The sequence below is a fragment of the Pseudomonadota bacterium genome (genome assembly GCA_010028905.1).
Taxonomy (GTDB): Bacteria; Vulcanimicrobiota; Xenobia; order RGZZ01; family RGZZ01; genus RGZZ01.
In genome coordinates, this window is sequence record RGZZ01000022.1 from 1 (window position 1) to 24,435 (window position 24,435).

General features: G+C 63.5%; 24 protein-coding genes. All 24 read left to right on the forward strand.

What is annotated here, in order from left to right; translation table 11 throughout:
* The coding region (locus EB084_03255; protein ID NDD27265.1) for a hypothetical protein at positions 1–744 on the forward strand (744 nt) is incomplete at its 5' end.
* Positions 686–1,114, forward strand: a complete 429-nt coding sequence (locus EB084_03260) for a hypothetical protein (protein NDD27266.1) — start codon at positions 686–688, stop codon at positions 1,112–1,114. The genes EB084_03255 and EB084_03260, both read left to right, overlap by 59 nt.
* Positions 1,111–2,301 carry a hypothetical protein gene (locus EB084_03265; protein NDD27267.1) on the forward strand — a complete coding sequence of 397 codons (1,191 nt, stop codon included), beginning with the start codon at positions 1,111–1,113 and terminating at the stop codon, positions 2,299–2,301. Before EB084_03260 ends, EB084_03265 begins: the two co-directional genes overlap by 4 nt.
* Before the next feature lie 162 nt (positions 2,302–2,463).
* Positions 2,464–2,769: a BMC domain-containing protein gene (locus EB084_03270; protein NDD27268.1), complete on the forward strand. Its 306-nt coding sequence runs from the start codon at positions 2,464–2,466 to the stop codon at positions 2,767–2,769.
* 3 nt (positions 2,770–2,772) lie between these two features.
* Positions 2,773–3,279: a ribose 5-phosphate isomerase B gene (rpiB, locus tag EB084_03275; GenBank protein NDD27269.1), complete on the forward strand. Its 507-nt coding sequence runs from the start codon at positions 2,773–2,775 to the stop codon at positions 3,277–3,279.
* Positions 3,261–3,533: an ethanolamine utilization protein EutN gene (locus EB084_03280; protein NDD27270.1), complete on the forward strand. Its 273-nt coding sequence runs from the start codon at positions 3,261–3,263 to the stop codon at positions 3,531–3,533. The genes rpiB and EB084_03280 overlap by 19 nt, the downstream gene beginning before the upstream one ends.
* The gene (locus EB084_03285) at positions 3,530–3,811 is read left to right on the forward strand and encodes a hypothetical protein (protein NDD27271.1); all 282 of its coding nucleotides are present in this window, start codon (positions 3,530–3,532) and stop codon (positions 3,809–3,811) included. The genes EB084_03280 and EB084_03285 overlap by 4 nt, the downstream gene beginning before the upstream one ends.
* Positions 3,812–4,392: 581 nt before the next feature.
* The gene (gene deoC, locus EB084_03290; protein NDD27272.1) at positions 4,393–5,328 is read left to right on the forward strand and encodes a deoxyribose-phosphate aldolase; all 936 of its coding nucleotides are present in this window, start codon (positions 4,393–4,395) and stop codon (positions 5,326–5,328) included.
* Positions 5,328–6,164, forward strand: a complete 837-nt coding sequence (gene recO / locus EB084_03295) for a DNA repair protein RecO (protein NDD27273.1) — start codon at positions 5,328–5,330, stop codon at positions 6,162–6,164. The genes deoC and recO overlap by 1 nt, the downstream gene beginning before the upstream one ends.
* Complete coding sequence (gene ruvX, locus EB084_03300; GenBank protein NDD27274.1) at positions 6,161–6,580, forward strand: Holliday junction resolvase RuvX; 420 nt, start codon at positions 6,161–6,163, stop codon at positions 6,578–6,580. The genes recO and ruvX overlap by 4 nt, the downstream gene beginning before the upstream one ends.
* A gap of 12 nt (positions 6,581–6,592) precedes the next feature.
* Positions 6,593–7,636: an endolytic transglycosylase MltG gene (gene mltG, locus EB084_03305; protein ID NDD27275.1), complete on the forward strand. Its 1,044-nt coding sequence runs from the start codon at positions 6,593–6,595 to the stop codon at positions 7,634–7,636.
* Between the two features lie 172 nt (positions 7,637–7,808).
* Positions 7,809–8,360, forward strand: coding sequence for a YqeG family HAD IIIA-type phosphatase (locus EB084_03310; GenBank protein NDD27276.1), 552 nt, complete (start codon positions 7,809–7,811; stop codon positions 8,358–8,360).
* 197 nt (positions 8,361–8,557) lie between these two features.
* Positions 8,558–10,294, forward strand: coding sequence for a type IV-A pilus assembly ATPase PilB (gene pilB, locus EB084_03315; GenBank protein NDD27277.1), 1,737 nt, complete (start codon positions 8,558–8,560; stop codon positions 10,292–10,294).
* Positions 10,295–10,356: 62 nt separating this feature from the next.
* Positions 10,357–11,439: a type IV pilus twitching motility protein PilT gene (locus tag EB084_03320; GenBank protein ID NDD27278.1), complete on the forward strand. Its 1,083-nt coding sequence runs from the start codon at positions 10,357–10,359 to the stop codon at positions 11,437–11,439.
* A gap of 149 nt (positions 11,440–11,588) precedes the next feature.
* Positions 11,589–12,815, forward strand: a complete 1,227-nt coding sequence (locus EB084_03325) for a type II secretion system F family protein (GenBank protein ID NDD27279.1) — start codon at positions 11,589–11,591, stop codon at positions 12,813–12,815.
* Between the two features lie 370 nt (positions 12,816–13,185).
* The gene (locus EB084_03330) at positions 13,186–13,605 is read left to right on the forward strand and encodes a prepilin-type N-terminal cleavage/methylation domain-containing protein (protein NDD27280.1); all 420 of its coding nucleotides are present in this window, start codon (positions 13,186–13,188) and stop codon (positions 13,603–13,605) included.
* A 104-nt stretch (positions 13,606–13,709) separates the two neighbouring features.
* Positions 13,710–15,578, forward strand: a complete 1,869-nt coding sequence (locus EB084_03335; GenBank protein NDD27281.1) for a hypothetical protein — start codon at positions 13,710–13,712, stop codon at positions 15,576–15,578.
* 241 nt (positions 15,579–15,819) lie between these two features.
* Positions 15,820–16,734 carry a prepilin peptidase gene (locus tag EB084_03340; GenBank protein ID NDD27282.1) on the forward strand — a complete coding sequence of 305 codons (915 nt, stop codon included), beginning with the start codon at positions 15,820–15,822 and terminating at the stop codon, positions 16,732–16,734.
* Between the two features lie 133 nt (positions 16,735–16,867).
* Positions 16,868–17,332, forward strand: coding sequence for a prepilin-type N-terminal cleavage/methylation domain-containing protein (locus EB084_03345; protein NDD27283.1), 465 nt, complete (start codon positions 16,868–16,870; stop codon positions 17,330–17,332).
* 264 nt (positions 17,333–17,596) lie between these two features.
* Complete coding sequence (gene pilM, locus EB084_03350) at positions 17,597–18,703, forward strand: type IV pilus assembly protein PilM (protein NDD27284.1); 1,107 nt, start codon at positions 17,597–17,599, stop codon at positions 18,701–18,703.
* A 64-nt stretch (positions 18,704–18,767) separates the two neighbouring features.
* Positions 18,768–19,517 (forward strand): hypothetical protein, encoded by a 750-nt coding sequence (locus EB084_03355; GenBank protein ID NDD27285.1) that lies wholly within the window; start codon positions 18,768–18,770, stop codon positions 19,515–19,517.
* Positions 19,518–19,545: 28 nt separating this feature from the next.
* Positions 19,546–20,232 (forward strand): hypothetical protein, encoded by a 687-nt coding sequence (locus tag EB084_03360; GenBank protein ID NDD27286.1) that lies wholly within the window; start codon positions 19,546–19,548, stop codon positions 20,230–20,232.
* 764 nt (positions 20,233–20,996) lie between these two features.
* Complete coding sequence (locus EB084_03365) at positions 20,997–23,027, forward strand: type IV pilus secretin family protein (GenBank protein ID NDD27287.1); 2,031 nt, start codon at positions 20,997–20,999, stop codon at positions 23,025–23,027.
* A 318-nt stretch (positions 23,028–23,345) separates the two neighbouring features.
* The coding region (locus EB084_03370) for a hypothetical protein (protein ID NDD27288.1) at positions 23,346–24,435 on the forward strand (1,090 nt) is incomplete at its 3' end.

The window sequence follows — 24,435 nt, forward strand, 5'->3', positions numbered from 1 at the left end:
TGCGGCGCCCTGGCCTTCCTCACCCACTACGAGGCGGTCTTCTTCCTTGCCGCGCTTGGCCTCTGGTGCGCGCTGCAGCCGGTCGAGGAGCGTCGTCGCTGGCGCGTCTGCGCGCTCGGCCTGGGCGTGCTCATCGCGGCATGGACGCCACTGCTGCTGCAGCAGGCGGGGGCTCAGCCCCTGCACCTTCGGCAGGCGCCTTCCTGGCCGCAGCTCATCGAGGTCTTGTTCGAACAGGGGTGGGGCGTGACGTGGCCTCTGGCGCTCCCCGGCTGGAACAGCGCAGACGGCGCGCTTCCGCTGCCGCGTCTGGCGGGGCTGATCACGCTGGCCATTTTGATCGGGGGGCTTCGACGTGCGTCAGCGGGGGCGCGACGCCTTCTCGTCTGCGTGCTCGTCGTGCCGCTCGTTCTCGTGTTCGGGGTCTCGATCCTCACATCGCTGCGGGTCTTCGAGTACAAGTACCTGCAGCCGCTGTGCCCGTTTGTCTGCGTCGCCACCGCCTTGTGGCTCGGCCGCGACGAGACCGCGAGGGCTTCGCGCTTCGGCGTGGGGGTGGTGGCCGTGGTGGCGGCGGTGAACCTCACCGCGTGGGCGGGGTTTGCGCAGGCTGCGCAGTGGTACGGTCCGCAGGACTGGCGTGGCGTCGTTGAGGCGGTGGCGCCCGCGCTCGGGCCCCTCGATGATGGCTGCGCCGGTGCTCGTGTATGCCTACCTGGGAGAGCGCCGTCTCTTCTCGCGTGACGGGCAGTCGCGCGTGGTGCCCGTAGACGAGGCTTCCGGCGAGGCGTTCATCCAGGCCCTCGCAGATGCACCGCGGGCCTGGCTGCTCACCACCCCGGCCCATCCTTTCGTGGCCCAGCAGCGCCTGCTCGAACGCCTCCCGTCCGGGTGGACCGCATACCCCGTCGGGGAGACGGCGAGCTACTGGCCGGCAAATCGCATCCAGGTGTTCCGCCTCACCCGCGCTCCGGTGGTTCCGAGCCGTGTCGATTCGGGCTCAGCGAAGACGGGAATCGGTTCAGCACCCCCGTCTGGCGGTGCTGCACCCACGCAGGCGCAAGGCACGCGGCAGAGGAGACGAAGGATCGGTCACGAAGCCCCCCCTCCATGATTCGAGACGCTCTCATCACAACGCGGGCGATCATCTCCCGCTCTCTTGTCTCGGCGCTCATCGGGTTCGCCCTCATCGGAGGAGGCGGCTCGAGCGCGCTGGCACAGGCGCGCATCGGCGCGGTGGTGTCGCGCGCGGGCGGTCCGGATCTCGAGACGCTGCTGGCGCTCCAGCGCCGGGTCTGCCCCTCCGCGGCGATCTCGGCCTCCTTCTACGACTGGCGTGACGTCTCGAAGTACCGCAGCACCGCGGGCCTGCATCTCGGATACGATGTGGCGATGCCGGCCGGCGCGGCGGCCGTGGCGGGCTGGCCGGGGCAGGTGACGCGAATCCAGCAGTGGTATGGCGCGGAATATGGCATCACGGTGCTCTCTCCCAGCGGTTACGAGGTGACCTACGGCCATCTCTCTCCACGGGTCAAGGTGGGAGACGTCATGAACGCCGGTGATGTCGTGGGGCTCGTGGTGAACGACCACGTCGACGTCAAGATGCGCGGCCCGGATGGGGCCTGGTTCGACTTCGGGCATGGCACGCCCCCCGCGCTCGGCGCATTCTCGATGCCCCTCGCCCTGTGCACCACCCGCGTCGATGCGATGCGCGCCTATGAGACGCTCTGGCAGGGCGCTCAGGTCGACGGGCAGGAGCTCGGAAGCGCAAGGCGCAGAGAGCGACAGGCGGCACTCGAGCTGGACCAGGCGCGCAAGCGGGTGCTTCGGTTGCGGAGCGAGTATCCGCGGCTTCAGCGCTTCCTCGATGAGGGGCTCGTGGCGCGCGCCGATGTCGATCGGGCCCGCACCGAGCTTCGCGGGGAAGCGGCACGTGTCGAGCATCTCCAGCGAGAGGCGCATGACGCGCGACGCGACATCGATGCGCTGACGGCGCGCGCACAGGCGGTGCGCTCACAGCTGGCGCAGGCGCAGTCCCTCCTCGAACGGTTCGGAGTTCGACGTGCCGAGCTCGAGCGGCGTCTGCGTACGGCCGCGCCTTCCCAGGCAGCAGATGCTGTTCGGGCGTCGCAGCCGGATCGGCGTCAGGGCGCAGAGATGGCGGCTGCTTCGGCCTCTTCGCGCGCGTCGGCGCGGGCCGAGGCCGAGCGCATGGAGCAGCTCTTCGAACAAGGGGTGGTCTCGCGGGTCGAGCGCGACCGCGCGAGAGAGCGGTACGAATCGCTGCGAAGCGCGCGCTGACCTGCCCCAGACCGTGTCGTCCGGTCCGATGTTCCCTGTGCGCCCTCCCCAGCAGAGGAAAACCCGTGGGCAGCGAGAAATGCAAGCCCCACGGCAGCCGTGCTCTTCGCGCAGTCGCGCGCGGAACGACTTCGAACGGCGGCATGGAGGTCGCGGTTTCGCATGTGGGGCCACGCGCTCGGAATGGTGGAGACGCTGAGTCTCCCCGCTCTCATCAATGCCTCCGACGCCATGGTGAAGATGGCGAACGTGCAGCTGCTCGGCGAGGAGCGCATCGGCGGGGGCTACGTGACCATCATCGTCCGGGGTGACGTGGGCGCTGTGACCGCGGCCGTCGAGGCGGGCGCTGAAGCCGCGCGACGTGTGGGAGAGACCGTGAGCATCCACATCATTCCCGGCCCTCACGAAGATGTCTCGTGCCTGCTGCCTGGCGCAAGCGGTCGCGGCGACGACTACCTGGTGGTGTGAGCGATGACGTCGACTGTGAACGAGCAACAGAAGCCCCGGGTCGTGATCGCCTGCGATCACGGTGGCCTCGACATGAAGTGCGAGCTGGTCACATGGCTGCGCGGGGCGGGCTATGAGGTGACCGACTTCGGGGTCCACACCCCTGACCCCGTCGACTATCCAGACATGGCGCATCTGGTTGCGCAGGCCGTGGCTAATGACAGCAGCGCGCTGGGCATCGTGATCGATGGGGCCGGCATCGGCAGCGCCATGACCGCGAACAAGGTTCCGGGCGTTCTCGCCGCGCCCTGCTACGACACCTTCACCGCCCGCAACAGCCGCGAGCACAACTGTGCCAATGTGCTCACCCTCGGCGGACGCGTGATTGGCGGCGGGCTGGCCCAGGAGATCGTTCGCGTGTGGCTCGAGACGCCCTTCGGCGGCGGTCGCCATCAGCGCCGCGTAGACAAGATGCGGGCCGTCGAGTCGTGCTACTCGAGGGCGGATGTCCCGTGTTCCTCGGAACGGTGATCGGCAAGGCCGTGATGACGGTGAAAGACCCTTCGCTCGAAGGAGCGCGCTTTCTCGTCGTGCAGCCCCAGAACGCCGATGGCCAGGCTTCGCAGAAGCCCATCGTGGCCATCGACGTGGTCTCCGCCGGACATGGTGATCGGGTCTATCTCGTCAAGGGGCGCGAGGCGTGCATGCCCTGGTCGAATCCGAACTGCCCCGTAGACGCCTGCATCGTTGGCATCATCGACCAGATGAACGTGCCTGTCCGATGATCATCGGTGAGGTGGTGGGCAATCTGTGGTCGACGATCCAGTTCCCCAGCTTCGAGGGCAAGAAGCTGCTCGTGGTCCAGCCCATCGATCCCACCAATCGAGAGCCCGCTGGCAACACGCTGGTGGCCATCGACGTGGTGTCGGCCGGGATCGGTGACACGGTCCTGGTGGTGTACGAGGGGAGCTCGAGCCGCCTCTCGCTGGGCGACGAGCGCACGCCGTGTGAAGCCATCATCGCGGGCATCGTCGACGAGATCGACGTTCCCCGCCCAACGTGATTCCAGGAGGTTCTCCCATGGACAGACAGTCTCTCGTCGAACAGATCACGCGTGAGGTGCTGGCCGCGCTCGATGGCGCACGAACGTCGGCGGGCGCGCCTCCGCCGCCTCCTTCGTCAGGTCTCTCGACGGTGTCGGGCATTCGCGATCTCGTCGTCTTCGCGGGCGACGGTGACGCGCTCGCCGCGCTGCTGCGCCTGCACCCCGAGCTGACGGCGTCGCGCGCTGTCCTCGCGCTCCCGAGGGACAGCGAGGTCAAGCGCACCGACGCGGAAGGCCTCGGGTTCGGGCGGGTGGTGTACATGGATGAGGGGCAGCGCGCCGTCGGGCTCATCGGAGATGCTTCGCGCGTGCTGATTCCCGTCTATGGCTACAACCAGCTGGGCAATCTGGCCGGGCTCTGTGACAGCTGCTGGGATGTGCGTCTCGCCCTCAAGGCGCTGGCGGAGGGGCGAGAGGTCGTGGTGAGCCTGAAGGGGCTGTCGGTTCAGCCGCCCTTCCAGTCGAAGGTCGACGCCTGGACACGGGAGGTGGCCGGCTACGGCATCAACGTGGTCGGGTCGACGGCATCGCGCGCCTCGATGGGCGGCACGCCGCCACCGCCGCGCACGTCGCCTGCGGGGGATTCCGCCACCGGTCCTACCGCGCTGCCACTGGCGGCGCGCGGTGGGGAGGCTGGCGGGGGACACGGGCATCGGCACGGCAGCGCGTGCGGGCTGAAAGAGCACGGGGAGTGCGGCGGTCTTGGTCACTGCACCCGTCATCTGCCGGAGCGCGTGGGCATCATTCTCGAGCACGGGGCCGATCGCGTGTCGGCCGCCCCTGGCGTGGGGCCGGTCGGACGTGACGTGGGGCGCTACATCGATCACACCCTGCTCAAGCCCGACGCGACTCGAGAGCAGGTCGTCGAGCTCTGTCGCGAGGCGCGAGAGCACGCATTTGCCTCGGTGTGCGTGAATCCCGCGTTCGTTCGTCTCGCGGCCGACGCCCTGCGTGGATCACAGGTGGGCGTCTGCACGGTCATCGGATTCCCCCTCGGCGCGAACACCACGGTCACGAAGGCCCTCGAGACCCGCGACGCCGTCGCGAACGGCGCCGACGAGATCGACATGGTGATCAATGTCGGTGCTCTCAAGGCGCACAACGACGATCTGGTTCGTCGCGACATCGAGGCGGTCGTGCAGGCCGCCGATGGCCGCATCGTCAAGGTCATCCTCGAGACCGCGCTGCTCAACGACGAGGAGAAGGTTCGGGCCTGCCATCTCTCGCGCGAGGCCGGCGCCGACTTCGTGAAGACCTCGACGGGCTTCGGTCCAGGTGGGGCCACCGCGCACGACATCGCCCTCATGCGCCAGACCGTCGGGCGGTACATGGGCGTGAAGGCGTCCGGCGGGATTCGCGACCTCGCCGGGGCGCAGGAGATGATCGCCGCGGGCGCGACCCGGATCGGGGCCAGCGCCAGCGTAAAGATCGTGAAGGGCGAGACCAGTCCGCCGTCGAGCAAGCAAGCCTACTGATGGGCGCACAGGCGAAGGTCGAAGGCGTCGTGATGCGCCGCAGACCCCTGGGTGAGGCAGACGACATCGTCACGTTCCTCTCTCCCACGCGGGGGCGCTTCGACGCGGTGGCCCGCGGGGTTCGCAAATCGAGGAAGGCGACGGCAGGGCGACTCGAGCCTTTCACCCACGTGCGTCTCCTGCTCGCGGCGGGTCGCGGCCTCGATGTCGTCGGTCAGGTCGAGGTGATGCGCGCGCGTACGGGGCTGGTGAACGACCTCGATCGAATCGCCCGCGCCTTCTGCGTGCTCGAGCTCTACGACCACATCGGAGAGGCCTCGGCGGGAGAGCGCTTGTTCCGCACCCTCCTGCGCGCGCTCGATGAGCTCGAGACCGCCGATCCGGACCTCGCGAGCCGCCGCGCGGAGCTGCGGCTCCTCACCGTCCTGGGCTGCGCACCGCACCTGGAGACCTGCGTGCAGTGCCAGGCGGCGACTGACCTCTCGTCGTTCAGCCCGCAGAGCGGAGGGGTTCTCTGCTCGGCCTGCGCGACGCAGCACTCCCGCGTGCGGCGCTTGAGTCCCGGCGGTCGCGCGCTGCTGCTCAGCCTGCGCAGCCCCGGCATCGATGAGGCGACCCGCTGGTGGAGCGAGTTCACGCCAGGCATGCGTCTCGAGGTCGAAGGTCTGCTTGCATCGCATCTCGACTGGCACTGGCCCCAGCGCGTGCGATCGCGCGGATTTCTTGATGACCTGCGCGCCGCTGCCGTGACGCCGGGCGCTCCATCGCGACCCACTTCCCCCGCCCCGGATCACGCGGCCAGCGGTGGGACGGTGCGGCCGGGCGACACGCCATGAAGCGCCTGGGAATCGATTACGGCGCGGCGCGCATCGGCGTGGCGCTGCACGATGACACGCTTCCCGCGGCCACGCCTCGTCCACTTGTCACGGTGAGCGCGCGGCGCCGTGACGCGGCCCTCGCCCGGCTGGTCGCGCTGGCGCATGAGAACGATGTCGGCCAGATCGTTGTCGGCATCCCCTTGGCGCCAGACGGGGGGATGGGCGCGCGCGCGCTGCAGGTTCGTGGATTTGCTCGGGAGCTGGAACGACAGAGCGGTCTGCCCACCGTCTTGCAGGATGAGAGAGACAGCAGTCACGAAGCGCTGGAGCGCCTCATCGCGGCCGGCGTTCCCATGAAGAAGCGGGCAGAGAGAATCGATGAGATGGCGGCCGCCGTGATCCTCGAGCGATTCCTGGTGTCGCGGCCGAAATGAAGAGGGTTTTGCATGCGCATGTCTGACGTCTATCGCACGGGGGTGCGGTGGTTTCTGCGGCTGGTCTATCTCGTGTTCGGCCTCGTGCTGGCGGGTGCGGGCGTGGTGGTCTACCTCGCCTGGCAGCTGCTCACCCCTCCTGGAGGGAAGCAGGCGCGCACGTTCGTTCTCGACCCCGGGCGGTCTGCGGCCGAGGTGTCGCGCCAGCTCGAATCCGGAGGGTTCATACGGTCTGCATACGCGTTTCGCCTGATGCTGAAGGTCACCCACACCGCCAGCCGGCTTCAGGCCGGAGAGCACACGCTCTCGCCATCGATGACGGCCCTCCAGGTCAGGGATGAGCTCATGAAGGTCGTGGAGCGACCTGCGGTGCGCCTCACGATCCCTGAGGGGCTCACGCGCAAGGAGGTGGCTGCGCGTGTTGCGCGCACGCTGCCTGCAATCAAGAGCGACGACTTCCAGGGCTTCACCCTCTATCCGCGAACCACGTTCCCCGAGAAGACGTGGCTGCCTGGCACCGATCTCGAAGGCTACCTGTTCCCTGACACCTACGAACTGGAGGCGAAGAGCACTACGCGTCAGGTCGTGGAGCGCATGCTCAAGCGCTTCGAAGAGGTGGTGCTCGTGATGCCAGAGGTGAAGGCAAGGCGCTTCCCGGGGGGGCTGACGTTCCAGCAGATGATCGTTCTGGCCTCGCTGATCGAGGCTGAGGCGAAGGTCGACAAGGATCGTCCGCTCATCGCGGGCGTGTACCTCAACCGGCTGCGCAAGCAGATGCGTCTCGAGTGCGATGCCACCATCATCTACGCGCTGGGTACCCGTAAGGTGCTCTCGCTGGCCGATCTCAAGTACGAATCGCCCTACAACACGTATCTCTACGAAGGGCTGCCTCCGGGGCCGATCTGCAACCCGGGGCGGAAATCGATTGAGGCTGCGCTTCATCCGAAAGGAGACTTCCTCTACTACGTTCGTGATGACGTGAAGGGCGACGGCAGCCACGTGTTCGGCCGAACCTTCGCGGAGCACGAGGCGAACATCCGCAAGGTTTCTCGCTGACGCGCCACGGGTCGCACATCGGCCACGCGAAAAGTGTCGCAGCGACCGTGCGAGCGCAGAGGAGGTGGCACGCTTACGTCCCTCGAAAGCATGCATTGCCCTGGATCAGGGCTTGCCCAGCAAAGTCCTCGATTTTGCTGCGAGCGGGGAGGAGCAACCAGCGCAACCCATGCTGCTCGAGAAGCTGTGTCCGCGCCTCGTGGTCGAGAAGGTCGAAGATATCGACATCGACGCGCTGTGGGCTCAGGGCTATCGGGGCATGATCTTCGATCTCGACAACACGCTCGTCAGCTGGCGTCGCACGTCGCTGGCGCCACCGGTCACGGCCTGGCTCGAACGCGCTCGCGCGCTCGGATTCAGGCTCTGCATCTTGTCGAACTGCCTGTTCCGGCGTCGGGTGGCGAGACTGAGCCGTCAGGCCGGAATTCCTGCGATACCCAAAGCGAAGAAGCCCCAGCGCCGCTGGTTCCAGCAGGCACTCGACCTTCTGGAGACCCAGGTCGAAGACACCGTGGTCGTGGGTGACCAGGTGTTCACCGACGTGCTGGGTGGAAATCGAATGGGTCTCTACACCATCCTGGTCCTTCCCGTCGATCGTCGGGAGTTCTATGTCACCATCGTGCAGCGCACGGCCGAGAAGATCGTCTTGTTCCGCCTCAGGCGCAAGGGGCTGCTCCGCGCGGCGCAGACGACGCAGCCCGGGGTGCTCTATCACGGTGTCTGAGAAGGAGCGCTTCCAGGCGGCGATGCTGTGGCGCGTGAAGCGTCGGTTGAACCGTTGATTTCTCTGTGTTATAATGTAGGTTGGGCAACTGTGCTTCTGCAACGTCTGCGTAGCGGCAGCACACATCACGGGGACCCTGATCTGCGGCCTGGCCGCAACATCCCGCGCAATCTTCGAGGGTTGGGAAGAACACGAGCATGCTGACACGTTCCTCCAAGAAAGATCTGGGCGAGCTTCTCGTCGATGACAAGCTGATCACCGAGAAGCAGCTGCAGAAGGCGGTTGAGCAGTCGAAGAAGACGAGCGACTCTTTGCAGCGCACGCTCGTCAGCATGGGCTACGTCACGGAAAAAGACATCACCGAGGTCGTCGGCAAGCAGATGGGGGTCGGTTTCATCGACCTCGACTCCTACGATCTCGATCCCGAGCTGGCGCGGTCCGTGCCCGAGCATCTCGCCCAGCGCTACAAGGTGATCCCGGTAGGCCAGAAAGACAACAAGCTTACCCTGGCCATGGTCGATCCGCTGAACGTCATCGCCATCGACGACATCCGCCTGATCACGGGCTTCGATATCGATCCCGTCATTGCAACCGAAGAGTCGATCCTCAAGGCGATCAACCGCCAGTTCGGCGTCACTGACCTCGCCGAGGTGCAGGAGACCGTGAAGGACATCAGTGCCGCCGAGTTCGGCCCGCTCGAGGTGGAAGAGGCTGCCGACGAGGAGATTGCGCTCGACAAGCTCAAGGAGCTCGTTGACGAAGCCCCCATCGTTCGCGTCGTGAACCTCATCATCTCCCAGGCCATCAACGACAAGGCGTCCGACATCCACATCGAGCCAGACGCCAAGGCCGTGCGCGTGAGATACCGGGTTGACGGTGTGCTGCACGAGGTCATGTCCCCGCCGAAGCACATCCAGGCGCCCATGGTTTCCCGCATCAAGATCATGGCGAACATGGACATCGCCGAGCGACGCGTGCCGCAAGACGGCAAGATCCACCTGCGTCACGACAACCGCGAGTTCGACCTTCGCGTCTCGACCGTGCCGACCGTGCACGGCGAGAAGGTCGTCATGCGTATCCTTGACAAGTCATCGGTCATGCTGGGTCTCAACAAGCTCGGCTTCTATCCGGAGGTGCAGGGACCCCTCGAGTCGGTCATCGAGAAGCCGTACGGCATGTTCCTGGTGACGGGACCGACGGGTTCGGGCAAGTCGACGACCTTGTACTCGTGCTTGAACAAGCTCAACACGGGCGACGTGAACATCATGACGGTTGAAGACCCCGTCGAGTACCAGACCCCTGGCATCAACCAGGTGCAGACCAACGACAAAGCCGGCCTCACGTTCGCAGGCGCGCTGCGCGCCTTCCTGCGTCAAGATCCGGACATCATCATGGTCGGTGAGATCCGTGACACCGAGACCGCGCGCATCGCCGTAGAAGCCGCGCTGACGGGTCACTTCGTGCTCTCGACCCTGCACACCAACGATTCGTCGGGTGCCATCACCCGTCTCACCGAGATGGGCGTGGAGCCCTTCCTCTGCGCCTCCGCCATCGTGGGCGTGCTCGCCCAGCGACTGTCGCGGCGCATCTGCCCGAACTGCAAGGAGGCGTATGCGCCTCCCGTCGAATCGGTCAAGCGGTTCGGTCTCTCGGCCTACACCGATTCTGAGATCACCTTCTACAAAGGCCGTGGCTGCGATCACTGCAAGACGACCGGGTACAAAGGGCGTCAGGGCATCTTCGAGGTGCTGGTCATCAGTGATCGAATCCGTGGTCTCATCCTTCAGCGGGCCTCTACCGCCGAAATTCGGCAGGCGGCCATGGAGGAAGGAATGAAGACCATGCAGGATGATGGACTTCGAAAGGTACTCGATGGCATCACGAGCATTGAAGAATGCCTGCGCGTGGTGATGATCGAGGGCAACGACTTCTGATCCCGGGCGGTACCGGGAACGAACGACGGACTTGGAGTAGCTGAATGGCACTGGCAGAACCCCTGAGATACACGATGGATGAGCTCCTCAAGACGACCGTGGAGCGAGGAGCCTCAGACCTGCACCTCGCGGTGGGGTTGCCTCCGATGCTGCGCATCAGTGGGCGGCTCACCCCTACTGAGTACCCTCGTCTGGTGCCGGATGACACGAAGCGACTCATCTACTCCATCTTGAATGACAAGCAGAAGGAGAAGTTCGAGAAGACCTGGGAGCTTGACTGCTCCCACGGCGTTCGCGGATTCGGCCGCTTTCGTGTCAACGTCTTTCGTCAGCGCGGGGTCGTGGGGGCAACGCTGCGCGCCATCCCTACATCCATCCCCTCACGGCAGGAGCTCAACCTGCCGCCCATGGTCGAAGAGATCGTCAAGCGTCCTCACGGGCTGATTCTCGTGACGGGTGCGACGGGTATGGGCAAGTCAACCACCCTGGCATGCATGCTCGACAGCATCAACTCCGAGAACTCCGAGCATATCATGACCATCGAAGACCCCATCGAGTACATCCATCAGCACAAGCGGTCTCTGGTGAACCAGCGTGAGCTCGGGCAAGACACCTTGTCGTGGTCGAACTCCCTGCGCGCCTGCCTCCGAGAGGACCCGGATGTCATCCTGGTGGGTGAGATGCGAGACCTCGACACGATCGCGGGAACGCTGACGGCGGCCGAAACCGGTCACCTCGTCTTCTCCACCTTGCACACGTCTGACGCCTCGCAGACCATTGATCGCGTCGTCGATGTCTTCCCTCCGCACCAGCAGCAGCAGATCCGCGTGCAGCTGGCTTCTGTGCTGGAATGTGTATTCTCGCAGCAGCTGATCCCGCACGCAAGCGGCGTCGGACGTGTGCCGGCCATCGAGATCATGGTAGCGACCTCGGCCATCCGCAACCTCATTCGCGAAGGCAAGACGCACCAGATCTACAATGCGCTCCAGACGGGGAGCAAGCACGGCATGCAGACCATGGAGCAGTCGCTTCTCGACCACTACATGAACAAGCAGATCACATTTGAAGAGGCACTGAACCACACCATGCACCCTGACGATCTGCGTCGCATGATCGAAGGTGCAGGGGGTAAGGTCAGGTCGTGACGAAATAGTCTCTGATCCCGAAATTCTGAGAGGAGGTGCTCCCCGATGAGCGCTTGGTGGTGGCTTCTGCCGCTTGCAATGATCATCTTTGGCAACCTGAGCAACATCTAGCTCAGGCCCGTGTAGGAATCTAAGGAGGTTTGGGTCGGATGCCCGTTTTCCAGTACGAGGTCCGTGACGCCAGTGGCCAACTGAAGAAGGATACCATAGAAGCCCAGAACCTGCGGATGGCCACGCAACGTCTGCAGGAGCAGAAGTACACGGTCATCACAATCAAGGAAAAGACGACCTCCGTGGGCCAGGCAGACCTTGCCTCCTGGCTCCAGAAGATGAAGAAGGTGAACGAGCAGGCGCTCGTGGTGTTCTCGCGCCAGTTCGCCACCATGATCAATGCAGGTCTTGCCATGGTTCGCTGCCTTGACATCTTGTCAGAGCAGACCGAAGACAAGAAGCTGCAGCAGACGCTCATCCAGGTACGGCGTGACGTCGAAGGTGGTGCCACGCTGTCGAACGCATTGCAGAAGCACCCCGCGGTCTTCTCCACGCTCTACACGAGCATGGTGAAGGCGGGTGAGATGGGCGGTGTGCTCGACGAGGTGCTCGAGCGTCTCGCGAGCTTCATGGAGAAAGACTTCAGCCTCAAGAAGAAGGTGAAGTCAGCGCTGACCTATCCTGTCGTGATCTTGATCATGGCGCTCGCAATCGTGTTCTTCCTGGTGACCTACATCCTTCCCACGTTCGTGAGCCTCTTCGAAGGCATGAACCTGACGCTTCCGCTGCCGACCAAGATCCTCATCGGTCTGACAAAGGGCGCCAGAAACCCACTGGTCGTGCTGCCCTCCCTCGTGCTGTTCGTCATCGGCGGCATCGGCATGGGACGGTACGTGCAGACCCCATACGGCAAGAAGCAGTATGACCTCTTGAAGCTGAATATCCCGGTGTTCGGCCTGTTGAACAAGAAGGTGGCCATCTCACGCTTCTGCCGCACCCTCGGAACGCTCCTGTCGTCAGGCGTTCCGATCATGCAGGCCCTCGAAATCGTGGGTAAGGCTTCTGGCAACGAGATCATCGCAATGACCGTGACCAAGATTCGTGACAGCATCCGAGAAGGTGAGAGCATCGCAACGCCCCTCGGTTCGTCTGGCATGTTCCCTCCTATGGTGACCCAGATGGTGGCGGTGGGTGAGGAAACAGGAAACCTTGACGCAATGCTGTCGAAGATCTCAGACTTCTACGACACCGAGGTCGAATATCTGCTGTCGTCGCTGACCTCGATGCTCGAACCGATCATGATCGTGGGTATGGGCGGTATCGTGGGATTCATCGTGATCTCCGTCTTCCTTCCGCTCTACCAGCTCATCGGCTCGATGTCCTGACCTCGACGGCGTTGCAAGCAGCGCAACGCAGTCACTTCAGGTAGAACGCCCACGACTCGCGTCCGCGCGGGAAGGGGCGTTCTTTCTTTCGAGGCCAGTCTCGCCCGTAAAGATGTTTTTGCATCACCGCATGGTCTTGGAGGAGCTCGTCACGGTTTGTCGAACATCGATAAAATCGGCCCTTAGACCGATGGTGTTTCGACGCCCTGACGTGGTAATATATGATGGAGGCGAAACGCTTGCAGAACGATCTCGCAGCGTCTCGCGCCTGAAATGTTGGCTTCGCTGCTCCCGGTGAGCGGCGAAGCGCAAAGGGGTCGCCAGTGGCTTGCCACTGGCGTCGGAGCAAAAAACGAGGAGGTGAAACACAATGATTCGCAACGCCCGCAAGGCAAAGGGCTTCACCCTGATCGAGCTGATGATCGTGATCGCCATCATCGCAATCCTGGCCGCCATCCTGGTGCCAAACTTCATCCGCGCTCGTGCGCAGGGTCAGGCCACTGCCTGCAAGTCCAACCTGAAGAACATCGGTACGGCGCTGGAAATGTACTCGACCGACAACTCGGGTCGTTTCCCCACCAACCCGTCGACACTCACGCCGAACTACCTCAAGTCCATCCCGACCTGCCCGTCAGTCGGTACGGTTTCGTACACGACCGCCGGCTTCACTTCGGTGAGCGTGCCTGACGCATACACGGTGGTCTGCAGCGGTGCTTCGAACCATTCCGGTGCCGGATATGGTGCGAACTACCCGCAGTACACGTCGACCCAGGGTCTCGTCGAGCGCTAGTTCACTGGCGCAAGCAAGAGACGTACGGGTATCCCGGAGAGGGAGAGCCTGCGAGGGCTCTCCTTTCTCGTTCTTCGAAGCCCTTCAGCCACGGGAGCGCTTTCATGAGCGTGTCTGAGCATCATACGAACGACAAAGGTGCCGAGCGCCGAGGTGCGATGGCTGCATGGGCCATCTTCCTGGCGCTGTTCACCTTCTGCTCCACGGTGGGACAGCCAAGCCCCGATCTCTGGTGGCAGCTTTCGGGCGGCAGACAGATCGTCGAGGGGCGTGCCTCGATGAGCGCCGATCAGACCTCATTCACGGCCTCACAGCGGTCCTGGCTGAATCACGAGTGGCTTGCGGAGAGCGCCATGTACCTCGCGCACACGTGGCTGGGCGGCCAGGCGGCGCTGCACGTGGCGCGCATCGCGCTCCTGGCGCTGGCTTTCTGGCTGGCTTCTCGGGCTGCACGCGCGGCGGGCTGCACGGAGACCGCAGCCGCGCTGGGGGCGAGTCTTGCCCTCCTGGCGTCGCAGTGGCGATTCTTCTTTGATGTTCGTCCCTATCTGTTCACCTACGTCGGACTCTCGCTCACCCTGTGTGTCACTGCTCGCTGGCTTGTCTCTGGCCGAGCTGCGCCTCCCTGGTCTCTCGTGCCGGTCTACGCTCTGTGGGCGAACCTCCACTCCGGGGTGATGGCAGGCCTGGTCCTTCTCGGCCTGTGTGCCCTCGGTGCGCTCTTGGTACGGCGTGAACGCGCGGTCGCGCTGCTGAGCCTGTTGCTGGCCTGCACCACGGCCTGCCTGCTGAACCCCTATGGCGTAGAGGTGCTGACATTTCCCTTCGAGTTCGTGGGGAAGGCTACGGTCTGGTCCATGGGGCTGAATGAGTGGGCAAGGACCGATCTGTTGGGTTCGCAGTGGCCGAGCGGGGTCTACCTGGCCTTGGCCCTGGTCTGCGCGATGTGGGTCCGCCGAGCACTAGGTCCTTCGCTGCTCTGTGCGGTGGTGGGCTTCGGATGCCTCATGGTCACCGCCTGGAGGCATGTCCCGCTGTTCGCACTGGTGTCCGTGCCCGCGGTCGGGCTCGGGTTGCAGCGTGCAGGGCGTGGGTTTGGTGGGGACACGTTGCCCGGATGGTTGAGGCGGAGTGTGACGACGGGAGTGTCACTGGTTGCACTTTTCGCTGTCGGATGGCGGCTTTCAGGGGTGAACCTCGGCGAGCTCAGCGGAGAGGCGCGCTACTTCCCGGTCGACGCGGTAGGCTTTCTTCGTGCCAACGCGCTCCCGGAGCGCATGTACAACGCCTACGGCTGGGGAGGGTATCTGGGGTGGCACCTTTCGCCGAGACATCGGGTGTTCATGGACGGCCGCGCCAACACACTGTATCCCCCCGAGGTGTATCGCGACTTCCTGGAGATCGACGCGGCGGTGTCCGGATGGCGTGAGAAGCTCGACCGATATGGGGTCGATCTCGTCATTCTCAATGGTCTCGAGCGCTCGGGCGGCCTTCGAGCGGCCATCTCCAGCGATGACGCCTGGGCCCTGCTGTACGCAGATGGGCTTGCCGAGATATTCATCCGGAAGAAGCCCGCGACTTTGCCGATCTTGTGGTCCTCCGCGCGTGGAGGCGTTTCGCTGCCGTTCTCCGCTGGCCTGGAGATGGCGCGACGCGCGCTCAGCGAGGGGCACACGCAGGAAGCGCGCGCGCGCCTGCAACGCATCGTTCCTCGTGATGATCGAGAGCGGGCGAGGTGGTGCGCGCTCCAGGCCCTTGTGGTTGCGCGCAGCGGCAGCCCTCAAGAGGCAGAGACGCTTCTCTGGCGTGCCCTTCAGCTTGATCCGACGCTTCCAGAGGCGCACTTCAACCTGGGGGCGCTGCTCTGGGCACGGGGAGACCGCAGCGGCGCTCGGCAGCAGCTCGAGGCCGAGATCCGTGTGAATCCCGCCTTCGTTCAGGCGCAAGAGATGCTGCGGCAGGTCGAGCCCTAGAACCGCGACCAGAGTCGAACTTCCACCACTCTTTCTGGGCGGAGACCGGCCTTTTCGACCGCTCTCCTGGTCCGGGGGGCTGGAGGCCCGCACATCGACGGACGTGCGTCGACGCCGTCTGTGGGAGCGCTGCTGGGAGGGCGAGGCTGCTCGTGCGGGGAAGGTGGGCTTCCCACAAGGACAGGCGCTCGCCGACCTTGCGTGACAGAGACAGAAGCGCTGAACGGAGAGGAGGCTGACGGTGGACGGATTCGTCCTTCTGGGTGACCTGCTGTCGACATCGAATCCCGCGTCCCTGTTCATGGTGTTCGTCTTCGGAACGCTTCTCGGGAGCTTCGTCAACGTGTGCATCGGTCGCATGCCTGTAACGAAGTCCATCGTCTGGCCCGGGTCGGCCTGTGGGGAGTGCGGCGTGCCCCTGGCCTGGTGGCAGAACGTTCCGCTCGCTTCCTACATCGGCCTCGGTGCGCGGTGCAATTTCTGCGGAAGCGTGATCGGGCCGCGCTACCTCCTTCTGGAGGTGCTCACCGGCCTGGTGGCTGTTTCGCTGTTTGCAAGCACCCACACGGAGGCCGTTGTCGACGTGCACGGCCCCCTCTCTGCGACCTACGTGTTCGTCTACCAGCTCGTCTTTGCGTGCCTTCTGATCATTGTGTTCTTCATCGACCTCGATGCCTGGATCATTCTCGATGAGATCAACTACTTCGGGATTGCGGCGGGTGTCCTGGGGGCGTGGCTCCTACCGCCTCAATACGGCTTTCTCGCGCAGCTCGGCTATCCCGTTGACGGCCACCTCGCAGAGGCGACGGGGGGATGGCAGAACCTGGCCTGGAGCATGCTGGGGGCCGGGCTCGGGTTTGCCCTGTTCTCCGGCATCGCGCTCCTGGGCTCTCTCCTGGCGCGGCAGGAGGCGATGGGCAGGGGAGATGTCAAGCTCGCGGCGCTCATCGGCGCCTTCCTCGGACCGCAGCGGGGAGTGCTGGCGCTCCTGCTCTCGTTTCCGCTGGGGGCCGCTGTGGCGCTGCCGCTCATCTTGATTGCACGTCGCGGAAGCAAGACTCCCGTTCCGTTCGGCACGTTCATGGCGGTGGCCGCGTATGTCGTCGTGTTGTTTGGGGACGCTCTTCTTCGCATGATGCTGCCTTTTGCTCTCTGAGGGCTGCCGTCGACCCAGCGATGTGGGAGCGTGAAGGAAGGAAGAGAAGTGAACGGGTTCGAACCAGACTCGAGCATGGCGGCTTTCAAGAGCCTTTGCTAGGCACAGCGCTTGTGGGAAAGAGGGCTTACGGTTGCGCTACAAGGAGCGTCTCCAACGGGGGGGACCTGCACGCGGCTTCACGCTGATCGAGCTCATGATCGTGATTGCCATCATCGGTATCCTGACTGCTGTCATGATCCCGAACATGGTCAAGAGCAAGTATCAAGCCCAGTGGACGTCTTGCGCAGGCTATGAGCGGAACATCGCGGCGGCACTCGAGAACTATCAGGCCCAGTACGGAAGCTATCCCTCGGCATTGAGCGCGCTGGTGGTCGTCAATCCCCCGTACATGAACTTCATCCCCACGTGTCCAAGCAATGGCACCAGCTATTCAAGCTCGTACCAGCCGGCGAACTCTACGAGCGGCACGTCTGTGTACGATCACTTCACGATCTACTGCCCTGGCGCGCACTTCATCGTTCTCACCAGCGTGAAGCAGGGCTATCCCCAGTACAACCCGGAACGCGGCTCGTTGCAGTACGATTCCACGCATTGAGCTACATCATTGGGGGGGGGCTCTCTCGGGAACGGTGCCACGATCTTTGTGCGATCTTTCACTTCACGACATCTTAGGAGGACTTTCATTTTTACCCACGAAACAAAGAGGGTCTTAGCGGGTCTACACTTGATTTAAATGCGATAACGGCGCCATCGCGCACCAGTTGTCGCAGACCCGAAGTGGCGTTGTCTGACGCCAGGGGAAGCAGAGCGGTTCCCCCTGGCCTGGCTACTGAACGGTGAGGGAGATACAGGTCGTTCAATGCACTTTCTGAAGTCGCTCTTCGGGTCGAAGACGTCTGTCGGTGGTCTCGATGTGGGCAGCAACGCAATCAAGTTGGCTCAGATCGCGAAGACCTCCAGCGGCGAGTTCCAGCTCGAGAGAATCGCCATGGGACCCACGCCGCAGATGGCCTTGAAAGACGGCGCGGTCGTAGATGTCCGCAGCCTCGGTGATGCGATCCGTCAGCTCTACGCAGCCCAGAACTTCACGGTTCAGAAGGTGGACGGGGTCGTTGCCGGTCAGTCTGTTGTGATCCGTCCCATCAGCATGACGGCCATGACCCAGAAAGAGCTTAAGAACGCCATCAAGTTCGAGGCGGAGCGGTATCTCCCGTACTCCGTCGCAGATGCCCAGATCGATGGCATTCCCCTGCGCAGCAACGTCGACGGCGATGACAAGCAGATGGAAGTCCTGCTGGTTGCCGCGCCTCGCGAGATGCTCCGCAACGCGCAAGAGGTCATCAAGCAGTCGGGCATCACCCCGAACTCCATCGACCTCGAGCCCATGTCTCTCGTTCGGGCGCTGAAGGTGAACACCGACCCGCAGACCTTCGAGCAGACCATCGCGCTGATAAATCTGGGCGCGAACTCGAGCAGCATCAACATCTTCAAGGCAGGGATGTTGCGCCACAACCGTACCATCACGGTGGCGGGCAACAGTTTCACGAAGGCCATCGGTCAGTCGCTCAACCTGAGCTTCGACGAGGCAGAGAAGATCAAGAAAGACAAAGGTGTCATCCGTGTGGAGAAAGACGCGACGCCGGTCGCGCCCACCACGATGCGCATCTACAACGTCATCAGTCCGGTGCTCTCTGAGCTGATCACCGAGGTGCAGCGGTCTTTCGACTACTATCGGTCGCGGTACCGGGGAGAGTCTGTCGACGTGATCTATCTCTCCGGGGGCACCGCTCGGTTCAAGAACATCGATGCCTACATCTACAATGAACTCGGAATCCAGTGCCACATAGCGAACCCGTTCAAGAACATCTCCGTGTCTGGCGTTTCCGGGATGTCCGCTGAGGAGATCCAGGAGATGGCGCCGTCGCTCATGGTGGTGGTCGGACTGGCGTTGCGTGAGCTGGTGTGATGAGTAGTGAGGGGCGACAAGTGAAGGTGTGTCGTTGGAGTGACTCTGTCAAGGAGGTGACGGGATGACAATCAAGGTCGATCTTCTGCCTACTGAGAAAAAACGGTTTGGCATCGACCCTGTGTGGATCGTTCTCGTGCTGGTGATCATTCTGTGCACCATCGCATTCTTCGTCTACGGCAAGCAGCTGGAAGGCGCGATAGCGGCCAAGGAGCAAGAGGTTCACGAAGTCGAGGCCAAGATCACCGAAGATCGTGGCAAGCTCCCCGGAATTGCCAAGATGAAGGGGGAGAACGACAAGCTGTCGGCTCAGATCAACACGATCAAGGGCCTCAAGAACGACCCTGTGCGTTATGCCAACCTGCTGTGGGAGATCGCCGAGGTGCTCCCCGCTAACGTCTGGGTGACTTCCATCAACATCGAGCCGAGCACGCAGACCGTGACACTCTCCGGCCAGTCCGTCGAGTATGGTGGTCAGAAGCCGCTCGAGTCCATCGCACAATCGATGAAGGCGTTCCAGAACTCGCGCTACTTCAAGGACGCGACGCTTTCCTCGACGTCGTCGGGCAAGCTCGATTCGTTGACGACCTTCTCCTTCCAGCTCGAGACGCACTACGATGCTGATGCGGCGCTGAAGTCTCCGGACCAGATCGCGCCTCGCTCAGCACCGTCTGGCGCGCCAGGTGCGGCCCCTGGAGCTGCACCCTCGGGTGCACCTGCGGGAGCGTCAGCCCCTGCGCCTGGTGCCTCCGGTGCCCCTGCGGCAGCCGGACCTTCCGGTGCTCCTGCGAGCGCCGCGCCAAGTGGAAAGTAGGTGACGTGTCTTGAGTCTGACCAACCCCATGAAAATCCTCCTGGCGGCGATGGTGATCGGCATCATCTTCCTGGGCTTCTGGATGCTCGACTGGCAGAGCAAGAAGCAGCAGATCGATCAGCTGACGAACACGCTGCGCGAGAAGCAGGACGAGAAAGCGAAGATGGACACTGACATCAAGCAGATCGACGTGCTCATCTCCGAGAACAACAAGCTCAAGAAGGACCTGAAAGAGGTCATGGAGGCTGGAATCCTGCCGGAGAGCCCGCAGGAGTTCGTCGCCAACTACATCATGCAGATCAGTGGTCTCGTCGAGCGCATCCAGCGCGAAGACGATGACGACTCGTTCGTCCTGCTCTCGCTCACGCCAGGCACTGAGGTCAAGCAGGCGGTTCCCGTCGGCGGACCCAAGCCGGGGGCGTCTGGTGCGCCGGGAGCGGCGCCGTCTGCCGCACCGGAGAAGCCCGCGGCACCTGCGGCCGTCCCCGAAGCGCTGAAGCAGTACCCGACCCGTACCTTCCAGATGTCCATGAAGGGCCGTTACGAAACCCTCGTCGACTTCCTCGATCGTCTGGGTCGTCTCGAGCTGCAGCGCCTGGTTACGGTGAACAAGCTCTCCCTTTCACCTGAGGGTGACACCAAAGGTGGAAGGCCCGTGCTGAACATCACCATGCCGCTGACCGCATATCTGCGTACCGGAGGTGACCAGCAGTGAGAGGGAAATCAGGCCTGACTGTCGCGAGTCTCTTTGTAGCCGCCGGGCTCACCTGCCTCTCGGCTGGGGGGGCGTGGGGTGAACCCAAGCCAGCGGCACCCACAGTTCAGCACGAGGTGCAGGTAGGGCAGCCCGCCCCACCTGCAACTGGCGCTGCGCCTGCCAAGCCCGGAGCGGCTGAGCCGGCACAAGGCCCGCCTGCCAAGCGCGTCTTCAAGCGGAATCCGTTCGTTCCGCCCATGAACGCCGGCATGGCGGTCTCGACCACGCCGTCGAAGCCGACTGGGCCAGCCAAGCCGACCGGGCCTGCCAAGCCGACCGGGCCTGCCAAGCCGGTCGAGCCCGAGCCCGAAGCGCCTTCGTTCACCCTGGCAGGCATCTTCAAGATGGGTGGGCTCACCACCGCGCTCTTGATGACCGAGTCCGGGCCGGTCGAGGCACACGTCGGGCAGTCGGTGGGTGGCTACAAGGTGACATCCATCAACGAGGCGACCCGACAGGTCGTTGTTGAAGTCAAGAATCACGCATTCCGCGTGTCGCTGCCGAAAGACAGCCCGTATGGGACCAGCGGCGCCGGAGGGTCCAAATCAGGTGGGGCTCCACCTCCTAAAGGTGATGCCGGAGCTCCCGCGGGTGGCAGTGGAAGCGGCCCGCTGCCACCGCCACCTCCTCCTGCAAAGGGGGGACGGTAGAACGCGGAGTCTGTCCCTGGGCTGTGAGTAGATTTGTATCGTATTAAGCAACTGGGAGGTGGATAAGTCCCCATGATTCTCTATCGCAATGGATTCAAGTGGCTCGTGATGCTTCTCATCGCGGCTTCCGCCGTGATCGGGGCACCGGCCGCACACGCGAAAAGTCCTGTCGTCACTGGTGTTCAGGTCAACGGCGCCTCAGGCAAGCTGAAGGTGAACGTGACCGCCACGGGCGAGGTCCAGTACCGTGTTCTCAATCTCAATGATCCGCGACCTCAGCTGGTGGTCGAGATCTTCCCTGCGCAGCTGGCCACTGACGTCAGCAAGTCCACGGACGTCAACGCGGGAGAGGTGGAGAAGGTCCGCATGGGCCAGTTCTCCGACAACCCCGACGTGGTGCGTCTCGTGGTCGACCTGAAGTCGGCTGTCAAGTACCAGGTCTCTCTGGGGCAGGGTCACAAGCGCCTTACCCTGGCGCTCGACACGACGGCATCCACGGCCGTGACCCATGCGGCTCCTGTGGTGAAGGCTCCTGCGGCAGCCACCCTGGCTGTGGCGCCTGCGCTGAAGGGCAAGGCAGCGGTCCGCGTGGCCGAGGCTGGCGCCCCGGACGTGAGCCCCTCGCACACCTATGTCGTGCACAACTCGCCTGCGGGCGCCCCTGCCGAGATCGCGAAGGGCTCCAAGCCCCGTCGCAGCGGCAAGTCTGGCGCAGCCTCCGCTGGCACGGGGAAGGCAGTCACCCTCGACTTCGTGAATGCCGACCTCATCTACGTGCTCAAGATCCTGGCGAAGGAGCTGAAGCTGAACCTGGTGACCGACAGCACGGTCAAGGGTTCGGTGACGATGGCTCTGAAAGATGTGCCGCCGAGCGCAGCGCTCCAGCTCATCCTCAAGATCCAGGGCTTCGACTACAAGATCTTCGGCAGCACCCTCGTGGTGGGCGCCGCTGATACGCTCGGCAAGATCCCTGCCGACATCATGGGCAAGCAGCTTCCGAAGGCGGGAGACGTGAACGTCCTCCCGATTCCGCTCGAGAACGCCAAGGCGGCCGCGGTGGCCGACACCATCAAGGGCGTCTACCCGGACGCGAAGGTCACCGTTCAGGCTGACCAGAACTTCGTGGTGGTGACGGCGAGCAAGGGCCAGCTGCGCGACATCAAGGAGTTCGTCCAGAAGCTGGACGTTCCGCCTCCGCCGCCCGTCGTGCTCAAGACCGAGATCGTCCCGGTCAAGTACGGCACCGTCCAGGGTGTGTTGAATCTGGCGAAGCCGCTGTATCCTTCGCTGGGCTACACCGTGGATGACCGTCTCAACTCGCTCATCGTGACGGGTCAGGACCGTGACATCGAGGCGCTCAAGGCGTTCCTCGCCACCGTTGACATCCCGCTGCAGCAGGTGATGCTCGACATCCGCATCGTTGTCCTCAACGAAGACGGCTCCAAGATCCTCGGCTTCTCCATCGGCTCGTCTGACGGTACGTTCGGCGTGTTCGGTGCCCAGGGCGGCCGACCCATCACCTTCACCGAGTCTCTGCCGCTCGTCAACGGAGCAGCGGCGACCACCACGCCTTCGCTGGCCATCGCGCCTTTCAACCGCACGCCCTTTGTCATCGGTGCGACCCTGTCGATGCTCGTGTCGCGCAACGACGCGAAGGTCATCGCCACCCCGCGCGTCATGACCCAGAGCGGCAAGGAAGCCTCGGTGCTCATCGGTGACAAGTACCCCATCGTGTACTTCGATCCGCGCGCGGGTCAGTTCCAGGTCCAGTACATCGACATCGGCACCAAGCTGGGCGTGAAGCCCACGGTTACGGCTGACGGTTTCGTCGTGATGGACCTGACCCCTGAGCAGAGCACCCTGAAGGCGCTCATCAACAACCAGTACCCTGAGACCCAGGTGGTGACCGTGAAGACCAACGTGCGCGTGCGCGATGGTGACACGGTGGTCATCGGTGGTCTGCTTCGTGAGACGGAGAAGTACACCCTCAGCAAGCTGCCCTTCCTGGGTGACCTGCCTGTCCTCGGTGAGCTCTTCCGCCAGACGAACATCCAGCGTCAGAAGGACGAGACCTTCGTGACGGTGACGCCCAAGGTCATGTAGCACTCACGCGGTGCGACGTGACTGACGCGAGGGGCTGCGCGCAAGCGTGGCCCCTCGTTTTTTATGTTCGGGCGGAATTTGCGCGGACATGAGGAACGGGTGGAGTCGTGGGAAGGACTGTTTCCCGCTACGGGTCGAATACCCCGAAGAGGGATGGAGCCTAACATCCGCCATTGTGCTCCAGCGAACTCCGCACCGCCGAAGCGGCATGACTGCGCAGCATGTGGCGCCACCAGCGCCTCATCGGTTGGGCTGTTGAAGGCACCGCTTTCCCCCTTCGAGCGTGCAGGTGCGACTGTGAAAGGTGGTACGGCAGGGTTGGCAGACGACGTTCAGACGCTCGTGCGTGACGCGGATGAGGCTTTTGCGCGACACGATTGGGAATACGCGCTCGAGACGTATCAGAAAGTCATGCAGCTCGATGCCCAGAATGACGAGGCGTGTGAGAAGATTGCACGCATCTATTCCTTTCGCGGGCTCATCCAGGATGTAATCAAGCAGTACTTCCTACTCATCGCAATTCTCGAGGGGCGTGGCGAGTACGATCTCGCACTCGAGATCGCGCGATGGGTCATGCAGATCCAGCCGGAGAACGACAAGGCGCGTCAGGCGCAGATCAACATTCATCGCAAGCGGGGTCAGAACGACGAGGTTGTTCGGCAGTCGCTCCAGCTTGCTCGTCTCTATATCGAGCTCGGGTTGGGCGATCAGAGCATCGACCTGCTCAAGAACGCGCAAGAGGTTGACCCGGAAAACCTCGATATCGGTACCGAGCTGGCCGAGATCTATGTGAGCCACGGGCACATCCAGGAAGGTGTGGCTCAGTTCCGCCAGATTGCCAATCTCTTCGTTCAGAAGCAGCAGTACGACAAGGCGGCGGATGCCTTCAAGCGCATGAAGGTGATCCAGTCAGACGATCCGAGTCTGCTCTTCACCCTCGGAGAGCTCTATGTGAAGCTGAACCGTCTCAACGACGCCGAGGCGGAGTTTCGTGCCATCCTCCGTCACGACCTCAACCACGTCGAAGCCCTGCTGGCGCTTGGCAATGTATGCCATCAGAAAGGGCAGTTCCGTGACGCCATCCTGGCGTTCAACAAGATCACCATGATCGACCCTGACGCCTATGTCGCCAAGGAGAAGCTGGGCGAGCTCTATCACGCGCAGGGAAACGTCAATGAGGCGATCAAGCACTACCTGAGTGCCGCGGCTGCCTACCAGCAGTTTGAAGAGCAGCCTCAGGCCATCAAGCTCTTCCAGCGTGTGGTCTCTCTCGACCCCACCAATCCGACGGCCTGCCGCGAGCTCACGAACCTCGGCGCGCCTCTCGAGCCCGAGAACCCCGCAGATCTCGGGCCGGGATATCAGCCGCCGAGCGGCGCTGCCGCAGGTCCAGGTGCAGGCGTCAACC

Bases quoted from the DNA above. Each gene is read 5' to 3' on its own strand.
- EB084_03260 (NDD27266.1), top strand. From the start codon at position 686: ATGGCTGCGCCGGTGCTCGTGTATGCCTACCTGGGAGAGCGCCGTCTC.
- EB084_03265 (NDD27267.1), top strand. From the start codon at position 1,111: ATGATTCGAGACGCTCTCATCACAACGCGGGCGATCATCTCCCGCTCT.
- EB084_03270 (NDD27268.1), top strand. From the start codon at position 2,464: ATGTGGGGCCACGCGCTCGGAATGGTGGAGACGCTGAGTCTCCCCGCT.
- rpiB (NDD27269.1), top strand. From the start codon at position 2,773: ATGACGTCGACTGTGAACGAGCAACAGAAGCCCCGGGTCGTGATCGCC.
- EB084_03285 (NDD27271.1), top strand. From the start codon at position 3,530: ATGATCATCGGTGAGGTGGTGGGCAATCTGTGGTCGACGATCCAGTTC.
- deoC (NDD27272.1), top strand. From the start codon at position 4,393: ATGGGCGGCACGCCGCCACCGCCGCGCACGTCGCCTGCGGGGGATTCC.
- recO (NDD27273.1), top strand. From the start codon at position 5,328: ATGGGCGCACAGGCGAAGGTCGAAGGCGTCGTGATGCGCCGCAGACCC.
- ruvX (NDD27274.1), top strand. From the start codon at position 6,161: ATGAAGCGCCTGGGAATCGATTACGGCGCGGCGCGCATCGGCGTGGCG.
- mltG (NDD27275.1), top strand. From the start codon at position 6,593: ATGCGCATGTCTGACGTCTATCGCACGGGGGTGCGGTGGTTTCTGCGG.
- pilB (NDD27277.1), top strand. From the start codon at position 8,558: ATGCTGACACGTTCCTCCAAGAAAGATCTGGGCGAGCTTCTCGTCGAT.
- EB084_03325 (NDD27279.1), top strand. From the start codon at position 11,589: ATGCCCGTTTTCCAGTACGAGGTCCGTGACGCCAGTGGCCAACTGAAG.
- EB084_03330 (NDD27280.1), top strand. From the start codon at position 13,186: ATGATTCGCAACGCCCGCAAGGCAAAGGGCTTCACCCTGATCGAGCTG.
- EB084_03335 (NDD27281.1), top strand. From the start codon at position 13,710: ATGAGCGTGTCTGAGCATCATACGAACGACAAAGGTGCCGAGCGCCGA.
- pilM (NDD27284.1), top strand. From the start codon at position 17,597: ATGCACTTTCTGAAGTCGCTCTTCGGGTCGAAGACGTCTGTCGGTGGT.
- EB084_03355 (NDD27285.1), top strand. From the start codon at position 18,768: ATGACAATCAAGGTCGATCTTCTGCCTACTGAGAAAAAACGGTTTGGC.
- EB084_03360 (NDD27286.1), top strand. From the start codon at position 19,546: ATGAAAATCCTCCTGGCGGCGATGGTGATCGGCATCATCTTCCTGGGC.
- EB084_03365 (NDD27287.1), top strand. From the start codon at position 20,997: ATGATTCTCTATCGCAATGGATTCAAGTGGCTCGTGATGCTTCTCATC.